General features: G+C 71.7%; 22 protein-coding genes and 1 pseudogene. 9 read left to right on the forward strand and 14 right to left on the reverse strand.

The window, feature by feature from the left end; genetic code table 11:
* Position 1: 1 nt before the first annotated feature.
* Together ABWV20_RS06265 and ABWV20_RS06270 are read right to left on the reverse strand one after the other, a co-directional pair.
* Positions 2–628, reverse strand: a complete 627-nt coding sequence (locus ABWV20_RS06265; protein ID WP_353353969.1) for a LysE family translocator — start codon at positions 626–628, stop codon at positions 2–4.
* 115 nt (positions 629–743) lie between these two features.
* Positions 744–1,901 (reverse strand): MinD/ParA family ATP-binding protein, encoded by a 1,158-nt coding sequence (locus ABWV20_RS06270; protein WP_353353970.1) that lies wholly within the window; start codon positions 1,899–1,901, stop codon positions 744–746.
* Positions 1,902–2,070: 169 nt separating this feature from the next.
* Here ABWV20_RS06270 and ABWV20_RS06275 point away from each other — a divergent pair, with 169 nt between their 5' ends.
* Entirely contained in the window at positions 2,071–3,537 is a 1,467-nt protein-coding gene (locus ABWV20_RS06275) for an FAD-binding oxidoreductase (protein ID WP_353353971.1), read from the forward strand.
* Positions 3,534–4,805: a class I SAM-dependent methyltransferase gene (locus tag ABWV20_RS06280; RefSeq protein ID WP_353353972.1), complete on the forward strand. Its 1,272-nt coding sequence runs from the start codon at positions 3,534–3,536 to the stop codon at positions 4,803–4,805. The genes ABWV20_RS06275 and ABWV20_RS06280 overlap by 4 nt, the downstream gene beginning before the upstream one ends.
* 10 nt (positions 4,806–4,815) lie before the next feature.
* Here the strand turns inward: ABWV20_RS06280 and ABWV20_RS06285 are convergent, their stop codons facing one another.
* On the reverse strand, positions 4,816–5,349 hold the full coding sequence (locus ABWV20_RS06285; protein ID WP_353353973.1) for a hemerythrin domain-containing protein: 534 nt from the start codon (positions 5,347–5,349) through the stop codon (positions 4,816–4,818).
* 95 nt (positions 5,350–5,444) lie between these two features.
* A complete protein-coding gene (locus ABWV20_RS06290; protein ID WP_353353974.1) occupies positions 5,445–5,705 on the reverse strand; it encodes a metal-sensitive transcriptional regulator in 261 nt (86 codons plus the stop codon).
* A 125-nt stretch (positions 5,706–5,830) separates the two neighbouring features.
* Here ABWV20_RS06290 and ABWV20_RS06295 point away from each other — a divergent pair, with 125 nt between their 5' ends.
* Positions 5,831–6,655, forward strand: coding sequence for an alpha/beta hydrolase (locus ABWV20_RS06295; RefSeq protein ID WP_353353975.1), 825 nt, complete (start codon positions 5,831–5,833; stop codon positions 6,653–6,655).
* Between the two features lie 31 nt (positions 6,656–6,686).
* Here the strand turns inward: ABWV20_RS06295 and ABWV20_RS06300 are convergent, their stop codons facing one another.
* Positions 6,687–7,304 (reverse strand): class I SAM-dependent methyltransferase, encoded by a 618-nt coding sequence (locus tag ABWV20_RS06300; RefSeq protein WP_353353976.1) that lies wholly within the window; start codon positions 7,302–7,304, stop codon positions 6,687–6,689.
* 498 nt (positions 7,305–7,802) lie between these two features.
* Between ABWV20_RS06300 and ABWV20_RS06305 the strand changes: the two genes are divergently transcribed.
* Positions 7,803–7,976 carry a hypothetical protein gene (locus tag ABWV20_RS06305; RefSeq protein WP_353353977.1) on the forward strand — a complete coding sequence of 58 codons (174 nt, stop codon included), beginning with the start codon at positions 7,803–7,805 and terminating at the stop codon, positions 7,974–7,976.
* Here ABWV20_RS06305 and ABWV20_RS06310 read toward each other — a convergent pair.
* Together ABWV20_RS06310 and ABWV20_RS06315 are read right to left on the reverse strand one after the other, a co-directional pair.
* A complete protein-coding gene (locus ABWV20_RS06310) occupies positions 7,909–8,919 on the reverse strand; it encodes an alpha/beta fold hydrolase (RefSeq protein ID WP_353353978.1) in 1,011 nt (336 codons plus the stop codon). The two genes, ABWV20_RS06305 and ABWV20_RS06310, sit on opposite strands and share 68 nt — an antisense overlap.
* A 168-nt stretch (positions 8,920–9,087) precedes the next feature.
* Positions 9,088–9,483 (reverse strand): VOC family protein, encoded by a 396-nt coding sequence (locus ABWV20_RS06315; protein WP_353353979.1) that lies wholly within the window; start codon positions 9,481–9,483, stop codon positions 9,088–9,090.
* Between the two features lie 78 nt (positions 9,484–9,561).
* Here ABWV20_RS06315 and ABWV20_RS06320 point away from each other — a divergent pair, with 78 nt between their 5' ends.
* On the forward strand, positions 9,562–10,365 hold the full coding sequence (locus ABWV20_RS06320) for an HAD-IIA family hydrolase (RefSeq protein WP_353353980.1): 804 nt from the start codon (positions 9,562–9,564) through the stop codon (positions 10,363–10,365).
* Between the two features lie 59 nt (positions 10,366–10,424).
* Here the strand turns inward: ABWV20_RS06320 and ABWV20_RS06325 are convergent, their stop codons facing one another.
* The 5 genes and pseudogenes from ABWV20_RS06325 to ABWV20_RS06345 form a co-directional block, all read right to left on the reverse strand.
* Positions 10,425–10,928, reverse strand: coding sequence for a DnaJ family domain-containing protein (locus ABWV20_RS06325; protein WP_353353981.1), 504 nt, complete (start codon positions 10,926–10,928; stop codon positions 10,425–10,427).
* A gap of 39 nt (positions 10,929–10,967) precedes the next feature.
* A complete protein-coding gene (locus ABWV20_RS06330) occupies positions 10,968–11,747 on the reverse strand; it encodes an MMPL family transporter (RefSeq protein WP_353353982.1) in 780 nt (259 codons plus the stop codon).
* Between the two features lie 155 nt (positions 11,748–11,902).
* A pseudogene (locus ABWV20_RS06335) lies at positions 11,903–13,642 on the reverse strand (MMPL family transporter); the annotation flags it as partial.
* 96 nt (positions 13,643–13,738) lie between these two features.
* A complete protein-coding gene (locus ABWV20_RS06340; protein ID WP_353353983.1) occupies positions 13,739–14,347 on the reverse strand; it encodes a TetR/AcrR family transcriptional regulator in 609 nt (202 codons plus the stop codon).
* A 41-nt stretch (positions 14,348–14,388) separates the two neighbouring features.
* The gene (locus ABWV20_RS06345; RefSeq protein WP_353353984.1) at positions 14,389–15,246 is read right to left on the reverse strand and encodes a uracil-DNA glycosylase; all 858 of its coding nucleotides are present in this window, start codon (positions 15,244–15,246) and stop codon (positions 14,389–14,391) included.
* A 162-nt stretch (positions 15,247–15,408) separates the two neighbouring features.
* Here ABWV20_RS06345 and ABWV20_RS06350 point away from each other — a divergent pair, with 162 nt between their 5' ends.
* Complete coding sequence (locus tag ABWV20_RS06350; protein WP_353353985.1) at positions 15,409–16,200, forward strand: O-methyltransferase; 792 nt, start codon at positions 15,409–15,411, stop codon at positions 16,198–16,200.
* A gap of 23 nt (positions 16,201–16,223) precedes the next feature.
* On the opposite strand, the gene ABWV20_RS06355 is transcribed toward ABWV20_RS06350, so the two are convergent.
* The gene (locus tag ABWV20_RS06355) at positions 16,224–16,715 is read right to left on the reverse strand and encodes a COG4315 family predicted lipoprotein (RefSeq protein WP_353353986.1); all 492 of its coding nucleotides are present in this window, start codon (positions 16,713–16,715) and stop codon (positions 16,224–16,226) included.
* Positions 16,716–16,811: 96 nt separating this feature from the next.
* On the opposite strand from ABWV20_RS06355, the gene ABWV20_RS06360 reads away from it, so the two are divergent.
* Positions 16,812–17,300: a sigma-70 family RNA polymerase sigma factor gene (locus ABWV20_RS06360; RefSeq protein WP_353353987.1), complete on the forward strand. Its 489-nt coding sequence runs from the start codon at positions 16,812–16,814 to the stop codon at positions 17,298–17,300.
* Complete coding sequence (locus tag ABWV20_RS06365) at positions 17,297–17,989, forward strand: zf-HC2 domain-containing protein (protein ID WP_353353988.1); 693 nt, start codon at positions 17,297–17,299, stop codon at positions 17,987–17,989. Before ABWV20_RS06360 ends, ABWV20_RS06365 begins: the two co-directional genes overlap by 4 nt.
* A gap of 137 nt (positions 17,990–18,126) precedes the next feature.
* On the opposite strand, the gene ABWV20_RS06370 is transcribed toward ABWV20_RS06365, so the two are convergent.
* Positions 18,127–18,804 (reverse strand): alpha/beta fold hydrolase, encoded by a 678-nt coding sequence (locus ABWV20_RS06370; protein WP_353353989.1) that lies wholly within the window; start codon positions 18,802–18,804, stop codon positions 18,127–18,129.
* A gap of 47 nt (positions 18,805–18,851) precedes the next feature.
* Here ABWV20_RS06370 and ABWV20_RS06375 point away from each other — a divergent pair, with 47 nt between their 5' ends.
* Positions 18,852–19,100 (forward strand): DUF2630 family protein, encoded by a 249-nt coding sequence (locus tag ABWV20_RS06375; RefSeq protein ID WP_353353990.1) that lies wholly within the window; start codon positions 18,852–18,854, stop codon positions 19,098–19,100.
* The last annotated feature ends 47 nt before the right edge of the window (positions 19,101–19,147 follow it).

Raw genomic sequence — 19,147 nt, forward strand, 5'->3', positions numbered from 1 at the left:
ACTACTCGCGGGCGAGCATCATCACGCCGAGGCCGACCATCATCGAACCGCCGGTGGCACCCAGCTGGTCGAGCCGCTTCGGCTTGCGCGCGAACCACTCCCGAGCCTTGCCCGCGACCACGGCCCACACGCTGTCCGAGCAGATGGCCATCGCGCCGAAGGCCACGCCGAGCACCGCCATCTGCGCGCCGACATGGCCGGCCCGCGCATTGGTGAACTGGGGGAGGAAGGCGATGAAGAAGAGGATCGTCTTGGGGTTGGTCACCCCCACGACGAAGCCGATCCGCAGCGCATGGCCCTGCTTCGTGGCGACCTGGCCGCCGAGAGCGGCGCGGGCAGCGGCCCGGTCCCGGATCGCCTGGATGCCGAGCCAGATGACGTAGCCGGCTCCGGCGACCTTGACGACCGTGTAGGCCGTGGCGCTGGCCGCCACCACCGCGCCGAGCCCGACGGCGACGAGGAGCACCTGGGTGGTGATGCCGAGGCCGTTCCCGACGACGGACAGGAGCGCCTCGCGACGCCCGACGGTCAGGGCGCGCCCGATGGTGAACAGCAGGCTCGGGCCCGGGACCTGGATGAACAGGATGGAGGCGATGAGGAACGCGATCCACTGGTTCGACGTGGGCACCCCATCAGTGTGCCCCCACTCCGCTCCGCGTCCAGCCGGAATCCAGGGGGCGGACCGGACCCGTGGCCGGGATGAGGTGGCACGAGGTGCACACTCGGGCCCGGCGCGGGCGCCCTCAGTCGGCCTGATCCACCGGCGGCAGCGGGCCGAAGGTGAAGCCGTGGCTCGCCGCGTCGCGCGACTCCCGGGCGAGCGGCTCCTCCGAGAAGCCGTCGGCCAGGGCCGCGGCGACGTCGAGGAACGCGCGACGGGTCCTGCGGTGCAACGCCGACGGGGTCGTGCGGCCCCCGGCCTCCAGGGTCCGGTCCCACGGGACCGTCGTCACCTGGCGGCAGCGGCTCTCGAAGTGCTTCCGGGTGAAGCCGACGATCGGGTCGGTCTCGCGCTCGATGCCGTTGACGACGACGACCGCGGACCGGACCAGCTCCTCGTGGCCGTGCTCCTCCAGCCAGTCGAGGGTCTGCGCGCCGGCCTTGGCGCCGTCGAGGGCGGGTCGCACGACGAGAACCAGCTGGTCCGCCTCGTGGATCAGGCCCTGGTTGGCGCTGTCGAGGATGCCGGTCCCGGTGTCGAGGAGGATGAGGTTGTAGAAGTGGTCCAGCAGGGAGACGACCTGGCGATACGCGTCCCGGTCGAGGGCCTGCGCGATCCGCGCGTCGTCGTCGGAGGCGAGCACCTCGAGTCGTGACTCGAGGCACTGCGAGGTGTAGCCGCGGACCTGGGCGAAGGAACGCACCCGTCCCGAGTCGGCGAGCAGGTCGGTGATGGTGCGCTGACAGTCCCCCGCGATCCGGTGGGCGAGGTTGCCCGCATCGGGGTTCGCGTCGACGGCCACGACGCGGTCACCCCGCACGGACGCGAAGGTCGAGCCGACACCGACGGTGACGGTCGTCTTGCCGACGCCCCCCTTGCGGCTCATGACGACGATGCGCCGCGTTCCGTCGAAGGGGGTGCGGACGCGGTTCATCAGCTGGTTGCGGCGCATCTCGGACAGGCTCGGGGGCAGGCGGAGCCGGCCGCCGGTGAGGTCGGTGAGAACGTGCCGCCAGCCGGTCCGGGCCGCCTGGCCGCGGCGTCCGAGGACCGCGGCCTCACTGAAGTCGGAGGCGGTGGCGCGGTGCACGGGCGCGGGCTCCGCCAGCACAGGCTCAGCCAGCGCAGGCTCCACCACCGCTTCGGCCTCCACCACCGGCTGCGGCTCCGGGCCGGTCGGGTCGACCGGCTGCCACATCTTCATCGCGGCGGGATCGTCGTGGAGTGCGTTGGGTTCCATCAATGACCCTTCATCCGTGACCAGCTGGGCGCAGCCCGGCGCTTCATGAGCCAATTCAACCGTGCTCGTATGCAACTGGGCACCCGGGTCCGCACATTTCTCGCGTCTCACCATGGTCCGGGACGAATTCCCCGTTGGAATCCGCGAGAGCCTTTGGTTGACTCGAACCATGCCGACGAGCGTGGCAGTCGATCGCATCGTCCACTCCATCGAGGCAGCAGCCCGGGAGTTCGCCTCCCTGCCCCCCGACCAGCCGGTGCGCCTGGCCAAGCGGACCTCCAACCTGTTCCGGCACGGATCGGCCCGCAACCGCGTTCGCTCCGGCCTCGACCTCTCAGCCTTCCGGGGGGTCTTCGAGGTCGACGCTGCGTCGCGAACCGCTCGCGTCGGCGGGCTCACGACCTACGAGGAGCTCGTCGACGCCCTGCTGCCAAGGGGATTCGTCCCGCTCGTCGTGCCGCAGCTGCGCACCATCACCATCGGTGGCGCCGTCACCGGGCTCGGGATCGAGGCGTCGTCCTTCCGCAACGGCCTGCCCCACGAGTCGGTCCGGGAGATGCGCATCCTCACCGCCGGCGTGGACGGCCGTGGTGAGGTCGTCACGGCGACCGCGGACAACGAGCACGCAGATCTCTTCCACACGTTCCCGAACTCCTACGGCTCGCTCGGCTACGTCCTCGACCTGGTCATCGAGCTCGAGCCCGCGGCGCCCTACGTCGCCCTCCGGCACGTCCGGTTCGACAGCGTCGACGCGCTCACCGACGCGGTGCGGACCGTCATGGAGGCGCGCGTCTGGGACGGCCACCGGGTGGACTTCGTCGACGGCGTCGTCTTCGAGCCGCGCGAGTCCTACCTGACCCTCGGCCACTGGTCCGATCGCATCGAGGGGCAAGCGGGGCCGAGCGACTACACCCGTGACCGCATCTACTACCGCTCGATCCAGGAGCGGCGGACCGACGTGCTGACCGCCCACGACTACCTGTGGCGCTGGGACACCGACTGGTTCTGGTGCTCTCGGGCGTTCGGCGCGCAGCACCCCACGATCCGGCGGCTGTGGCCGAAGGACAAGCTGCGCAGCGACGTCTACTGGAAGATCGTCGCCTTCGAGCAGCGTCACGGCGTCATGGCCGCCATCGACGCCAAGCGCGGCCACCTCCCCCGTGAGCGGGTCATCCAGGACGTCGAGATCCCCCTCGACCGGACCGCGGAGTTCCTCACCTGGTTCCTCAGCCACGTCCCCATCGACCCGGTCTGGGTGTGTCCGATCCAGCTGCGCAGGGCACCGGCGAGCGGGAGCGAGCCCAGCGGCATACGGCCGCCGTCGGACGAGCCGACCGACCGCGGGACTCCCCCGTGGCCGCTCTATCCGATGCATTCGGGCGTCCCCTACGTCAACGTCGGGTTCTGGTCGTCGGTCGAGATCCAACCCGGCGCACGGCCCGGCGACGTCAACCGCGCCATCGAGGCGAAGGTGACCGAGCTCGGGGGCCACAAGTCGCTCTACTCCGACGCGTACTACGACGAGGCGACCTTCGCGCGCCTCTACGGCGGCGAGGCCATCGCCGCCGCCAAGCGCCGCTACGACCCACGCGGACGCTTCCCAACCCTCTACGAGAAGGCGGTGCAGGCACGATGACGATCTCGGTCGGTCAGGCATTCGAGCGCATCCTCGGCGCGGACGCGCACCTGCGCGTCGTCGCCTGGGACGGTTCCGCCGGGGGCCCCAGTGACGGCCTCACGGTGCGACTCCACTCACCGCGGGCCCTCAGCTACCTGTTGACGGCCCCGGGCGAGCTCGGTGCGGCCCGCGCCTACATCCGCGGCGACCTCACCATCGACGGGATGGACGAGGGCAACCCCTACGACGTGGTCAAGCACCTGGGCGGCGACTTCCGGGCGAAGCTGCCCGCGTGGCGGGACCTCCGCGAGCTGCTCGGTGTCGTCCGCTCGACCGGGATCGCCGTTCCCGAGCTGCCGCCCGAGGAGACCCCGAGCCAGCTGCGCCGCCTCGCCTACGGAGTGCGGCACGGCCGGCGCCGCGACGCGGAGGCGATCCACCACCACTACGACGTCGGCAACGACTTCTACGAGTACGTCCTCGGCCCGTCGATGACCTACACCTGTGCGGTCTTCGAGACACCGGAGACGACGCTCGAGGACGCCCAGTTCGCCAAGTACGACCTCGTCGCGCGCAAGCTCGGTCTCGAGCCGGGGATGCGGCTGCTCGACGTCGGCTGCGGGTGGGGCGGCATGGTCCGCCATGCCGTGCAGCACTACGGCGTCACGGCTCTCGGGGTGACCCTGTCCCGCGAGCAGGCCAGGTGGGCGCAGGAGGCCATCCGGCGCGACGGCCTCGAGGGGCGGGCCGAGGTGCGGCACGCCGACTACCGCGACGTCACCGAGCGTGGGTTCGACGCGATCAGCTCCATCGGTCTGACCGAGCACATCGGCGTCAAGAACTACCCTTCGTACTTCCGCTTCCTGCGCGACCATCTCCGGGACGAGGGGCGTCTGCTCAACCACTGCATCACCCGGCCGGACAACAAGAACCCCGGGCTGCCGACCCGCGGCTTCATCAACCGCTACGTGTTCCCGGACGGGGAGCTGACCGGCTCCGGTGAGATCGTCCGGGTGATGGAGGACGAGGGCCTCGAGGTGAAGCACCACGAGAACCTCCGCGAGCACTACGCCCTCACCCTCGCCGGCTGGAGCGCCAACCTCTCCAAGCACTGGGACGACTGCGTCGCCCTCGCCGGCCTCGGCCGGGCACGGGTGTGGGGCCTCTATCTCGCCGGTTCACGGCTGGGCTTCGAGGACAACGGCATCCAGCTGCACCAGGTCCTCGCGACGCGGACGAGCGAGTCGGGCACGTCGGGTTATCCGCTGCGGCCGCAGTTCACCTGAGGGAGCAGGGTCAGCCCATGCCGCCGAGGTCGACGTTGTAGGCCTCGTAGACCAGGTCGCCACCGGCCTGCCGGTGCCGGACGAGCCGGCCGACCAGAGTGGTCAGCTCCTCCCGGAAGGCGGACAGGTCCGGGAGCTGCGCACCCTGCTCGAGGGCGGAGAGGTGGCGGTGGATCTGCTCGTGGAACGCCTCGTGCTCCGCGAGGAGCCGGTTGACGGCGCCGCTCAGGCGCGGGGCGGTCCGCATGGCCCGGTCGTAGATGCCGCCGGAGCTCTCGGTGATGGCGATGTGGTCGTCGAAGTCATGGGCCAGCTCCGAGAGGGCGCCGCGCACCCGGTCCCGCCAGGCGTCACCTTGGGCGATCGGGGCCTCGAGCGCCCGGTCGAGACCCGTGACGGCGTCGCGCAGCTCGGCCCGGTGGGCCCGCACGCGCTCGATGTGCTCGGTGAACTCACCGTTGGTCGTCGTGCCCTGATCGGTCGGTGCCGACTCAGCCGTGGCTGGCGTGGCGGGGAACATCGTGGTGTCTGAACTGGCATCCATGGTGGCCTCCTCCGGTGGCTACCATGGTCGTCCTCGCGGGTCCTGCCGTCCACCCCTGCGGCCTGACTTATCCGCCGGGCGGTGTGACCTTTCCCTCAGGCGAGCGACAGGAAGAGCTTCTCCATGTCGCCGACGTCCATCGTCTCGCCGTCGGGATTGGTGATGCACTCCTTGAGGCCGGTCGCGATGACGGCGAACCCGGCGCGGTCGACGGCCTTCGACACGGCGGCGAGCTGGGTGACGATGTCACGGCAGTCGCGGCCCTCCTCGATCATCTTGACGATGCCCCCGAGCTGGCCACGGGCCCGGTTGAGACGACGGATCACCGACTGCATCTCCGCAGCGTCGAGCTCCATGGCTTCCTCCTGTGCTTGAAAGTTGTGTCAGATCTTCTCATAATACCCCGGCGGGTATGGGTCTCCGACACTCGAGCCGCCGCGAGGCCCTTGCCATGGTGCCGTTGCGCGGCGAAGGTGTCGGCATGGAGTCGAGCGAGCTGTCATTCGAAGGCCACGCCGGCACGATCGTCGGTCGACGATGGGCGGACGGCCGGGACGAGCCGGACTACGTCGTCCTCCTCGTCCACGGCTACGGCGAGCACAGCGGCCGCTACGAGCACGTCGCGGCACGTCTCGTCGACGACGGCGCCGTGGTCTACGCGAATGACCACGTCGGGCACGGGCGGAGCGACGGCGAGCCGGTCCTCATCGACAGCTTCCAGGAGGTCGAGGAGGACGTGCACGTCCTCGAGGCCCGCGCCCGGATGGAGCACCCGACCCTTCCGGTCGTGCTCATCGGCCACTCGCTGGGCGGGCTCATCGCCGCCCGCTACGCCCAGCGATGGGGCGACGGCCTCGCGGCCATCGTCCTGTCCGCTCCCGTCCTCGGCCGGTGGCGGGCTGCCGAGAGCCTGCTGGCCGCCGAGCAGATCCCGGAGGACCCGATCGACCCCTCGACGCTGAGCCGCGACCCGGCCGTGGGAGCGGCCTACGTCGCCGACCAGCGGGTCTGGCACGGGCCGTTCAAGCGGCCCACACTCGAGGCGATCCAGGAGGCGCTGCGGATGACCACCGCCGCCGGCGCCGTCGACGACCCCATCCTCTGGTTGCACGGCGAGGCTGACGAGCTCGTGCCCATGGCCGACACCAGGGCGGGTTGGGCCACGCTGGCAGGTCGCCATGCGTCGTCGAAGTCCTACCCCGGCGCGCGGCACGAGATCTTCAACGAGACGAACCAGGAGGAGGTCCTGGACGACGTCATCGACTTCATCCGGGCCACCATCCGGCGCCCGGCGTCCACGGCCTGACGGAAGGAAGCAGACTCCCTCGACCGCGGGGTCAGGCGCGCCGGAGCAGGACGACGGTGTCGAGGGCCTCGCGCGGCCCCTCCTCCGTCTCCACGGGGCGCACCCGGATGTCCGCGTGCTCGACGACGACGGGCAGCCCGTCAGTGGCGTCGACGACCTCGTCCGGGTCGTAGAGCACCTCGCGGGAGCTCGGCCCGCCCCAGCCCTCGGTGAGGTTGCGGCCGGCGTGCCCGACGACGAGGACGTGACCGCCCGGCCGGGCGGCCTCGACACCGTGGCGCAGGGCGGTCGCCAGCTCAGACGCGGGGAGCTGGAGGTAGCAGAAGAGCACGAGGTCGTATGCCGCTGGGCCGCCCGGCGCGGCCACGGTGGCGTCGGCGACGAGCGGGGTCAGCCGACCCGCCTCCTCCCCGAGGACGGCGGCAGCCCGGGCTCGCATCCGCTCGACCGCGACACTGGAGTAGTCGGTCGCCGTGACCCGCCACCCCTGCTGGACGAGCCAGAGGGCGTTGCGGCCCTCGCCCGCAGCGATGTCGATGGCCGTGCCCGGCGTGAACGGAGTGACGATCTCCTCGACGAAGCGGTTGGGATCGGCGGACCAGACCAGATCCGCTGTCGCGTAGCGCTCGTCCCAGTCCTTGGCGTCCATCCGCGGTCTCCTCCGTGGCTCTCCTCGTACGCGGCTCTGGCTCTCGCCGCTCGTCCATTGTGCGCCGGGCCGCTTCCCGACCCGGCCCCGCGTCTGATGGATCACGAACCGCCGCCGGCAGGAGCCGCTCCGTCTAGCGTGGGACTGCAGACGGAGGGGGTCGGCCATGAAGGCACTCATCATCCACGAGTCCCTGTTCGGCAACACGAGGGCCGTTGCGGAGGCCGTCAAGCGCGGACTGACGCGCGACCGGCCGGTCGAGGTGGGACTGCTGCGCTCGGACGACGCACCCGGCGTCATCCCCGAGGACGTCAGCCTGCTCATCCTCGGAGGGCCGACCCACGCCTTCAGCATGACCCGTGCGTCGACGCGGAAGGACGCCGAGACCAAGGGCGCCCAGGAGCACGTGCGCACCGGCATCCGTGAGTGGATCGACGCTGTCGCCCCCCGTGCGGAGCTGCCGTCGTCACCTTCGACACGCGGGTCAAGGTCAGGCTCATGCCCGGGTCGGCGGCGAGGTCCGCCGTCAAGGCACTGCGGTCCCGCGGCTTCCGGCGCGCCGAGCAGGGCGAGACGTTCTGGGTCGAGGACACCGACGGCCCGCTCAAGGACGGCGAGCTGGACCGCGCCGAGGCGTGGGGTCACCGGCTGGGCTCCCGAGCCAGCGGTTGACGATCTCGACGAAGCGCTCGGGCGCCTCGAGCTGGGGGGTGTGGCCGACGTCGGCGAGCCACTCGGTCTCCCAGTGGGGGTTGGCGGCAGCGATGCGGCGTGCCGCAGCGACGGGCACGAGCCGGTCCTGCTCGCCGTGGATGAGCAGAACCGGCGCCGCGACGCTGCGGATCAGGTCGGAGTACGCCCGTCCGCGACGGAGCACCGTGAGCAGCGACCTCGCGGCCCGGAGGAACTCTGCCTCGGGGCGGGCCAGCTCGTCGCGATAGGACAGGAGGGCGGCCCCCGCCGCGAGGACGGCCGCATCGGCGCGGGAAGCGTCGGCGAAGCAGAGCCGGATCGTGCCGGTGACGCGCTGCTCGGTCGTGTAGCGCCGGCGCATCCGGACGAGGAACTGCTCGCCGACGAGCGGCGTCGCGTAGACACCGAACTGGAGGGCGACGAGCCGGTCGAGGCTGCTCACACCACTCGGCACCGACGGGTCGACGAGCACGAGGCCCGCGACGCGCTCGGGCCGGGAGTGGGCCAGCATGATCGACACCATCCCGCCCATCGAGTTGCCGACGAGGACGGCCGGCTCGCCGAGGACCTCGTCGACGAACCGTCCGAGCAGCGCGGCGTTGGCGCGCACCCCCGTGTCGCGGCCGGCCGCCGGCGTGAGGCCGAAGCCGGCCAGGTCGATGGCGACGACGCGGCGGTGCTCGGCCAGCGCCGGGGCGACGTGCACCCAGTTGAGGTGGGAGCCGCCCAGCCCATGGACGAGGACGAGAGGCGCCGCAGACCCGACCTCGCTGGGAGGGGGCTGACCCGGGGAACCGGGCCCAGCGGCATACGCCTCGGTGAAGTCGACCCAGTGCACCGGGCCACCCAGGTCGCTGACCCGGCTCCGTCCGCCCCACGGCTCGGCGAGGCCGGTGGGCGCGGAGGGGTGGAGGGCGGTCATGCGGGCAAATCTAGTCGGGTGGGTCCAGGGTGGCGCGACGGCGCTGGAGGTGGGCGCGCTCGACCTGGTTGTCGGTGAGGCGAATCGCTCGATCGTAGGCCTCCGCAGCCTCCGCACGGTGGCCCAGACGACGCAACAGCTCCGCGCCGGATCGACATCGCGACACCGTCAGGGGCGGAGCCGCTGCTCGACCAGGCCGACGAGGTTGCCCTCCGAGTCCCGGATGAACGCCATCCACTCGTCGGTGCCGGCGGGACCCAGCGTGTCGTCCTCGTGCCCGAAGATCACGTGCGGCTCGGTCTCGATGTGCGTGCCTGCCGCTCGGAGCCGCTCGACCGTCGAGTCGATGTCGGCGACGAAAAGGTAGAGCAGGGAGCTCGGCGCTCCACGGTCGAGGAGGAGCCGCACCCCGCCCAGGTCGAAGAACACCAGTCCGGGCGGGTCGAACGTCGCCAGCGGCTCGGCGCCCAGGAGGTCGGCGTAGAAGGCGCTCGCCCGGCCGAGGTCCTCCGCGCGCTGCGCGACCTGGACGAGTCCCCGCCGGGCGCCGGTGGCCTGATCCATCACGTGTCACCCTCCTCGTCGACGGTCGGTCCCACGGTAGCCGTCGTCGCCGATCCGTCGTCCAGCACAATTGCGGACATGAGCGAGCATCGACCCGTCGAGACGTGGCTGACCGACATGGACGGCGTGCTCGTCCACGAGGAGCAGGCCATCCCGGGGGCGGCGGACTTCGTGCGGGCGCTGCGGGTCTCGGGCAAGCGGTTCCTCGTCCTGACGAACAACTCGATCTTCACTCCGCGGGACCTGCGCGCCCGCCTGCTGGCCAGCGGCATCGACGTCCCCGAGGACGCCCTGTGGACGTCGGCGCTCGCGACCGCGCAGTTCCTCGCCGACCAGCGCGGTGGCGGGAGCGCCTACGTCGTGGGCGAGGCGGGCCTGCTCACGGCCATGCACGACATCGGCTTCGTCATGACCGAGCGCGATCCCGACTACGTCGTCCTCGGGGAGACCAGGACCTACTCCTTCGAGTCGATCACCAGGGCGATCCGGCTCATCGAGAAGGGCGCCCGCTTCATCGCGACCAACCCGGACCCGAGCGGGCCGAGCCCCTTCGGCACCCTCCCGGCCACCGGCTCCGTCGCAGCCCTCATCTCGACCGCGACCGGGCGCCAGCCCTACTACGTCGGCAAGCCGAACCCGCTCATGATGCGCAGCGCACTGAACCGCCTCGCCGCCCACTCCGAGACGACGATCATGGTCGGCGACCGGATGGACACCGACATCGTCTCGGGGCTCGAGGCGGGACTGCGCACCGTCCTCGTCCTCACCGGGTCGACGCGCCGTGAGCAGGTCGAGACCTTCCCCTACCGGCCGAGCCGGATCGTCGAGTCCGTGGCCGACCTGATCCGCTTCGTCGACCACGACCACTCGGCCACCCACTGAGGTGCCGTACGCCGCTGGGCCGGCTCAGCGGCATACGGCGGCTCTCGTGGTCGGCCGGGTCAGCTGCGCCGACGCAGCCGGCGCCACCACGAAGGACGCGGCTCGGTCGACGGGCCGGCCTCCTGCTGGGCCGCAGCCGCGGCGGCCGCCCGCTGCGCCTGCTGCTCCGCGCGGACCCGCCGCCACCCCTCGACCATCTCCTCGACGTCGAGCGTCCTGGCCAGCAGCGGCGGGAGGTTGCCGACCGCTGGCCGCAGCCGGTCGGCCAGCACCCGCTTGTTGTAGTCCTCGATGATCTCGCGGACGTTCTGCTCCCTGCTCACGTCGACCAGCGAGTCGGGATAGCCGGCGGCCTCCTTGCGGAGGGCCAGCGGACCGGGGAGCGCTCCGCCGAGGTCGAGGTTCTCCCGGGCCGCGTAGCGCTTGATCCACCAGTCCGGGTCGTCGGAGTCGTCCAGGTTGAGCGGCTTGCCGGCACCGGGGAGGTTGTCGAAGTCGCCGCGCTCCTGGGCCTCGCGGATCGCCTTCTCGACGGCACTCTCGTAGTACGGCGGCTGGAACATGTCCTCACGGTAGCTCGCACGATGCCCGGGGGTGGGCGCTCAGTGCACCGGCTCTGCAGCGGCGCGCGGTCGGGCGCTCCCGGCCCGCTCGCCCCGGTCCAGGGACGCCGCCTCCCAGGCCTCGACGAACGCGCCGAACTGGTCCGCGTCGAGCTGGCGGATGACGTCGCGGGCATCGTCGGAGTCACACGCGGTGAGGACCGCGGAGAGCGCACGCCCCTCCTCCAAGGCCTCGACGGCCACCAAGGGGGCATACGGGAGGAGTGGCAGGTCGTGGAGCGAGGCACCGTCGAGGGTGAACTCGAAACGGTTCTCGCGCAGGCCCTTGCGGGACGGGGGGATCTGGAAGGCCATGGGACGTGCTCCTTCGGGGTGATGGCCGTTGCCGACGAGAGGCGTCGGCACAGGGTGACGCACGACCCGCGTGCGGAGGGCGCCGTGGCGGCGCGGGCGGTCGGAGCCCTCGGCCAGGTGACGCTTGAGCGGGTCGCCCTCGACGTCGAGGTTGGGCAGCAGCGCGCCGAGGCGGCGCGGCAGCCACCAGGCGGCCTCGCCGAGGACCGACATGACCGCAGGGACGAGGGTCATCCGGACGAGGAAGGCGTCGACGAGGATGCCGACGGCGAGCGCGAGCCCGAACTGCTTGATCGTCGGGTCGCTGCTGAAGATGAAGCCGGCGAAGACCGAGACCATGATGACCGCCGCGGCGACGACGACCCGGCTCGCCTGGTCGAAGCCGTGGACGATGGCGTCGCGGCCGCGGTGGCCGTGGACGTGCGCCTCACGCATCGAGCTGACCAGGAACATCTCGTAGTCCATGGCGAGGCCGTAGAGGATCCCGTGACCATGATCGGCAGGAAGCTGAGGATCGGCCCGGTCGTGTCGAAGCCGAAGAGGTCCTTGAGCCAACCCCACTGGAAGATCGCCGTCATCAGACCGAATGTCGCCCCGATGCTGAGGAGGAAGCCGAGGGTCGCCTTGACCGGGATGACGACCGAGCGGAACACGAGGAGCAGGACGACGAGCGACAACGCGACGACGATGCCGATGTAGAGGGGAAGCACGTCACGCAGCTTCTCGGAGATGTCGATGTTGACCGCGGTCAGGCCCGTGACGCCGAGGGCGACCCCTTCGGCGCCGGTCACCGTCGCGCCCGACTCGCGCAGCGTGTCGACGAGGGCGGACGTCGAGGCGGCGTCGGGGCCCTCCGCAGGGATGACGGTGAAGATCGCCGTCCCACCCTCGGGGGCCGCTCCCATGACGCTGACCGCCCGCACGTCGGCCGTGGCCCGCAGGGCCTCCGCGATCCGACCGACGTCCTGCTGCCCGAGCCGGCGGCCCTCCTCGGGCCTGGCCACGACGACGAGGGGCGCGTTGTAGCCCTCGCCGAATCCCCGGGTGATGGCGTCGTAGGCACGACGCTCGTCCGTGTCGGGGTTGGCGGTGGACCCGTTGGGCATGCCGAGCGACATCGACGTGACCGGGACAGCGGCGGCCCCGAGGACGGCGACCACACCGACGATGGCGAGCCACCGGTGCCGCACGACGGCGCCCGACCAGCGGTGCGCGAGGTGACGGTGCTCCTCGGTCGTGAGCACGGCGCCCTTGGCGCGTGCCTTGTCGCTCGCGATGCGCTCGCCGACGAGTCCGAGGAGGGCGGGCAACAGGGTGAGGGCGACGAGGACCGCGAGGACGACGGTGACCGCGGCGACGAGGGCCATCGTCGTGAGGAAGGAGATGCCGATGAGGGTGAGCCCGGTCAGCGCGATGACGACGGTGAGGCCGGCGAAGAGGACTGCGCTGCCGGCGGTGCCGATGGCACGGCTCGTGGCCTCCTCGGCGCTCAGACCCTGGGTGACGATGAGCCGGCGCTGCCGGTTGACGATGAACAGCGCGTAGTCGATCCCCACGGCAAGGCCGACCATGAGGGCCAGCACGGGGGTCGCGGTCGTCAGGGTGATGGTCTGGGAGAGCGCGAAGGCCCCACCGAGACCGATAGCGACCCCGTTGAGGGCCGTGAGGAGCGGTAGGCCGGCGGCCCGGAGGGAGCCGAGCGTGAGGAGCAGCACGAGGGCGGCGACGCCGAGGCCGAGCGCCTCGTGGCCGCCGACCGGGGCCTCGTGCGGCTTGAGCGACTCGGTCGTCAGCACCTCGACACCCAGGCCAGCCGTCGCTTCCTCGGCGAGCCCGGTCACCTGCTCGACCGACCCCTCAGGGAGGTCCTGCACCTGCTCGGTGAACTGGATCTGGAGCATCGCCACTGAGCCGTCCTCGGAGACCACGACACCCGGGACGGGCTGCCCGCCCACCACCATCGGGCGGATCCCGCTGGGCTCGGTCACGCCCGCAGCCGTGTCCCGGGAGGACACCTTCCCGGTCTGGTCGGTGCGGTCGACGACGATCGGCAGGTCGGCGATGGCAGCGGCCGCGTCACCGATGCCCCCGGCTCGGTCGCCGGTATCGAGCCGCTCGCCGTCCGGCACGGTGAAGACGATCGTGCCCTGCCCTCCGGCGGCTTGGGGGAGCTCGGCGCGGAGCCGGTCCGTGACGTCCTGGCCCTGCGTCCCGTCGATGGTGACGCTCGAGGAGATGGTGGCCCCGCCGTTGGCGACGGCGAGTCCCACGCCTCCACCGAGCAGGATGAGCCACAGGGCGATGAAGGCCCACGACCGCCGGTAGGCGATCCGGCCGAGGCGGTAGAGCAACAGGGACATGAGGGTCCTCCGGGTAGGTCGGCATGGCGGCTCGGCGGCCGCGAGGTGGAGAGCCGCGCAGCTCCTGGTGCGGCGCGGCGGGTTGGACGGGGCGGCTCAGAAGCCCCTGCGCAGGTGCGTGAAGACGGTCTCGAGGAACTCGTCGACGCTGACCGCGTCCTCGGACGCCGGCTCGGGATCACCCGGCAGCCGGATCGGCACCCGACCGTCGAGCACGGACATCAAGGCCCCGTAGGCAGCGCCGACGAGGATGTGGCTGGACAGGCGGGACACGTTGGACCCGGCTCGGGCTGCGACCGCGTCCAGGGCCGTCCGGCGGATCTGGAGCTGAACCTCGGCGAGATGGGGCTCGAGGCCGTGGTGATCCCGAGCCATGCCGCGCAGCTGCTGCAGCAGGGACAGCATCCCTCCCGAGAGCTGGTGGCGCGCGAGCGCCATGAGCCACTCGAGGAGCGGGGTCTCCTCCGGCATCGCCGGCAGGGTCTCGAGCCCTTCTCGGAGTCGCTCGACCGCGAGCCCGGTGATCGCCTCCTCCTTGCAGGAGAAGTGGTTGGCGAAAGTCCGACGCGAGTACCCCGCCCGCCTCGCGACGTCGTCGATGGTGAAGCCGTCGACGCCCCGCTCGACGGCCAGGTCGAACGCAGCCTCTGCCAAGGCGTGCGCGGTCGCGCGGCGTTTGGCCTCCCGCAGTCCCTTCTCGGTCATGGAGTCAGGATCACACAATCTTTCCCATTGGGCAATATTGCTCAGTGGGCAATAATCTGGAGGCGGGCGAGGACGGCGTCGAGCATGGCCTCGGTGAGCTTGCCGGTGAAGGTGTTCTGCTGGCTCACGTGGTAGCTGCCGACCAGCTGCACGCGATGGCCGTCCGGACGCTCGAGCGTGGCCTCAGCGCCGTGCCCGAAGCGAGGCTTGGGCCGCGGGACCTGCCACCCGAGGCGCCGGGCCGCGCCGAGCGTGGCGTCCCAGCCGATGGACCCCAGCGCGAGGAGCGCCCGGAGGCCGGTGGGCGTCGCTGAGGTCAGCTCGAGGTCCCGGTCGAGCCAACCCGAACAGGTGGCCTTCTCCTCCGTCGTGGGCCGGTTGGCCGGCGGGGCGCAGCGGACCGTGGCCACGATGCGGATCCCCTTGAGCTGCAGCCCGTCCCCGGCCGCGACGGACGTGGGCTGGGAGGCGTAGCCGGCGCGGTGGAGCGCGGCGTAGAGCCAGTCCCCGGACCGGTCCCCGGTGAACATCCTCCCGGTGCGGTTCGTGCCGTTGGCTGCCGGGGCGAGCCCCACGATGAGCACGTCAGCAAGCGGGTCCCCGAACGAGGGGCCGGGCCGGCCCCAGTAGGGCTGGTCGGCGAAGGAGGCCCGTCGCCCGTGCACCGCCACGGACTCGCGCCAGGCCACGAGGCGCGGACAGGCTCGGCAGACGGACACGCGCGCGTCCAGATCCCGGACGGTGCCCACCGTGGCCGCGAGCCGCCGGACCTCCGACGCGGTGGTCGCCACCGGCGTCTCGGTCGTGGCCGGGTCGCCGGGCCAGCCGGTCCCCGGCGGCACGGGTGAGGGGAAGAGCGCCCCGGTGATCGGGTGCGGGTCCATCCGCTCGCTCGCCATGCTCCGACTCTGCCACCCTCCCCACTCGAGTGGCCCCGCAATCCCCAGCCCGGATGTGCGCACCCGGGCCACTCGACACGCGCACCCACTCGAGTGGCCCCGCAATCCCCAGCCCGAAACCGCCTACTGTGGCACGCAGGACGTGGAAGGGGACGATCGACGATGAGAGTCGCCGGACGATGGGGACCGACCCTGCTCTTCGCCCGTGTCGAGCTCAGGGCTCGGCTGTTGCAGCCGGGGATCCGTCGCTCCGTGGCGCAGCAGGCGGCGGACCTGCGCCACGTCGGGGACTCGCAAGCCGAACGGCTGGCGGGGGCTCTCGACCGCATCGCCGCGGACCAGCTGCCAGCCGAGTCCGCACGGGCGCTCGACCGGATCGAGGCCGCACGACGGGCGATGCTCCGCAGCGCCGAGACGGTGCCCTGGGCGGACGACACGACGCAGTCGCTGGCGCGGATCTGCGCCCGGGCCTCCCAGCCGCCCTCCGGCGCCCGCCTCCTCCACCACGTCGTGGCCATGTGGCAGCCCCGTGAGGCGCTTGAGCTCGGAACCTGCGTCGGCGTCTCTGCCGCCTACCAGGCCGCGGCGATGCCGTCAGGCGCCCTGACCTCCCTCGAGGCATACCCTGCCCTCGCTCGACAAGCGGAGCGCACGTGGCGCGAGGCGGGGATCGACAACGCCCGCGTCGTGGTCGGTCGCCTCGCCGACACGCTCGCACCGACCTTGGCGGGCACGTCGTGGGACTACGCCTTCATCGACGCCAACCACCAGGGCGCGGCGACCGAGCGGTACGTCGAGCAGGTGTCCCGGGCCGCCTCCCCCGGGGCCCTGCTCGCCCTCGACGACATCGACTACAGCGCCGGCATGCGATCAGCCTGGGAGTCGGTCCGGCAACGGGAGGACGTCGCGGCGAGTGCCGTCGTCGGCAAGATCGGCCTCCTCGCCCTACGGTGACCACGCCACGCCCCCGGCGGGGCTCAGTAGCCCATCCCGCCCTCGGGCGAGGACGGCTTGGTCCTGATCGGCTGGCCGGCCGGGGCAAGGACGTACCAGGCGTCGTTGACACCCTGTCCCTTGACGTCGCCCGCTGCCACGTCCTGGGCGAAGTAGTAGAGCGGCCACCCGTCCAGCGTCACCTGCGTCCTACCGGCCACGTCGATGGTCCCGATGGAGCCGGTCACCCCGGTCGCCTTCGGCGCGGCATCACCCGCGAGGGCAGGGGGCCACGCCGTGAGGCAGTCACCCGTGCAGGCACTCGTCGCCGCACCCTGCGTGTCCTTCGTGAAGAGGTAGAGCACTCTGCCGTTGGCGTCGGTGACGACGTCGCCCAACGCGGTCGCAGCCGCCTTGAGCTCGGTCACCTCGGCCTGCGGCGCCACCGGCGCCGCAGGCTCCGATCCGGAGCAGGCAGCGAGCACGGGCCCAAGAGCGAGCATGGCGAGGATGATGGGGGCTGGGCGACGGGTCATGCACCCGAGGACGTTGTGCCGGGCAGCCGGGTTCGATGAACCCGAAGGACCGTCGCGGCGTCTTCGGGGACAGCAGTGCCGAGGGAGGTTGGTCAGATGCCGCTCGACGACGACGCCGTCGAGGCGATCTACCGCGAGCACGGCCCGATGCTTCGGCGGGTCGTCTGGCGGGCGACGAGCGACCCTGACCGCGTGGAGGACATCGTCCAGGAGACGATCCTGCGCGTCTGGCGCCAGGCCCCGGACGCTGACAGCCTCCGCGCCTACCTCATCACGACGGCCCGGCACCTCATCGTCGACCAACATCGTGCCGCCGGTCGCCGTCCCCAGCAGGTGCGTCTCGCGGACCTGCCCGAGAAGGACTCGGCGATCGACCGGGCCCTTGACCAGGTCCTCGTCGAAGAGGCCTTGGCTCGGCTGCAGCCGGCGCACCGCGAGGTCGTCACCTGTCTCTACTACGAAAGGCTCTCGGTGGCCGAGACCGCCGCCCGCGTGGGGGTGCCCGACGGCACCGTCAAGTCCCGCGCCTACTACGCCGTGCGCAGCCTGCGCGTGATCCTCGATGAGATGGGGGTGACGAGATGACCTCCGCGCCGGACGACCTGCACATGTTGCTGGGCGCCTACGTGCTCGGCGGGCTCTCCGACGAGGACCATCGCGCGTTCACGGAGCACCTGCGCACGTGCACCGGGTGCCAGCAGGAGCTGGGGCAGCTGTCCGGGCTCCCCCGGCTGCTCTCCCTCGTCGACCAGCCGCCGACAGAGCAGCCGTATGCCGCTGAGCTCGCTCCCGCGGCACCTGCCGAGGGGCGCGCGGCGGGGTCGGGCGCGAAGGGCCTGCCCGACCTGCTGGCCGAAGCCCGGCGCCGTCGGAGGCGGCGGCACGGCTGGCTCGCGGCTGCTGCGAGCGTCGCAGCCATCGGCCTCTTCGGGGCCGGCTCGTGGCTCGGCCCGGCCCTGCTCGACCCGCCTCCGCCGTCGGAGCACTACACGGCGACCGCTCCGGCCGGCTCGGCAGCTCAGGTGGGTGTCGACCTCGTCACCCGCGGTTGGGGCACGCAGCTGGACCTCGCCTGCACGAACATGCCGGTCGGCCAGGAGATCGTCGTCTATGTCCGCGACGCCACGGGACGTGAGTCGCCGGCCGGTTCGTGGCTGGGCACGCGGTCCGGCTATGCACGCGTGACCGGCGCGACCGCACTGCGCCCGGAACAGATCCGGTCCATCGAGGTCCGCACGGCGGACGGGACGGTGATCGCTTCGCTGCGGACCTGACCACGCGCTCGGCCACCATGCCAGCGGTGCGGGGGTGGGTCGAGAGTGCGGCGCGGGACCAGCCCCCAGGTCCCGCGCCGGCGTTCCCCTCGTCAGCACAGAGCCGGCCCGGGCGGGCCTGATACACGCGGGCGCGTTCAGATGGCCACAAGGTATTCGGCGAGCTCGCCCGGTCGGGAGAGTGCGATGAGGTGGCCACCGGGAAGCACGTCCGGCTCGACGCCGAGTCGCTTGCGGGCCACGCACTGCTGGAAGGTCACGGGAAAGAATCGGTCGTCCCGGCCGGCGACCACGCGGATGGCGATGGCCGGCCACTCGGTGAACTCGCAGGGAGCTCCGAAGATCGTCTCGGTCTCGTCGCGCTCCGCCGACCCGAGGGAGGCCACGACCTCGGCCGGCACATCATGGAGGAAGTGCGCCTGCGGGTCGAACTCGACCGGCCAGCCGCCGGCCCGCGCGGCGGCCCGCATGGCGGCCTCCTGGTCGACGTGGCCCCACCACTCACCCGCGGTCTCTCCCGGCTCGGGGATCATCGCGTTGACGAACACGAGCGCACGCAGGCCCGGGTGGCGGCCCGAGGCCGCGACCTGCGCTGCCGGGAACCCGCCGAGCGACTGGGCGACGAGGACGACATCGGGCCGCGACCCGACCGTCGCCGAGATGATCTCGGCGTACTCGGGCAGCCCGCTGGCCGGGTCGTCAGCGGGCAGGTCCAGGGGGATGGCCTCGTGGCCGGCGCCGAGGATCAACGGAACGACCCGGTGCCAGTACGAACCGGCGCCACCCGCTCCGGGGACGAGGACGAATGTGGTCACTGTCCACATGCTAGGCGAACGGCGTTCTCCGTGCGAGGGTGAAAGGCATGGCTGACGACGTGGACATCCAGCACCGGATCACCTCCCTCATCGACGAGGAGCACCGCCTCCGTGAGGCTCTCCAGAAGGGCACCATCTCCGCAGAGGTCGAACGGACCCGTCTGGGCACCATCGAGGTCGAGCTCGACCAGTGCTGGGACCTGCTGCGGCAGCGTCGCGCCAAGCGGGAGTTCGGCTCTGACCCGGACGAGGCCCGCGTGCGCGACCCCAGGACGGTCGAGGGCTACACCGGGTGACGCCGGCTCGGTCAACGCCATCCCAGACCGGATCGGGATCGCTGTCG

This window comes from Intrasporangium sp. DVR (assembly GCF_040365325.1).
GTDB lineage: Bacteria > Actinomycetota > Actinomycetes > Actinomycetales > Dermatophilaceae > Intrasporangium.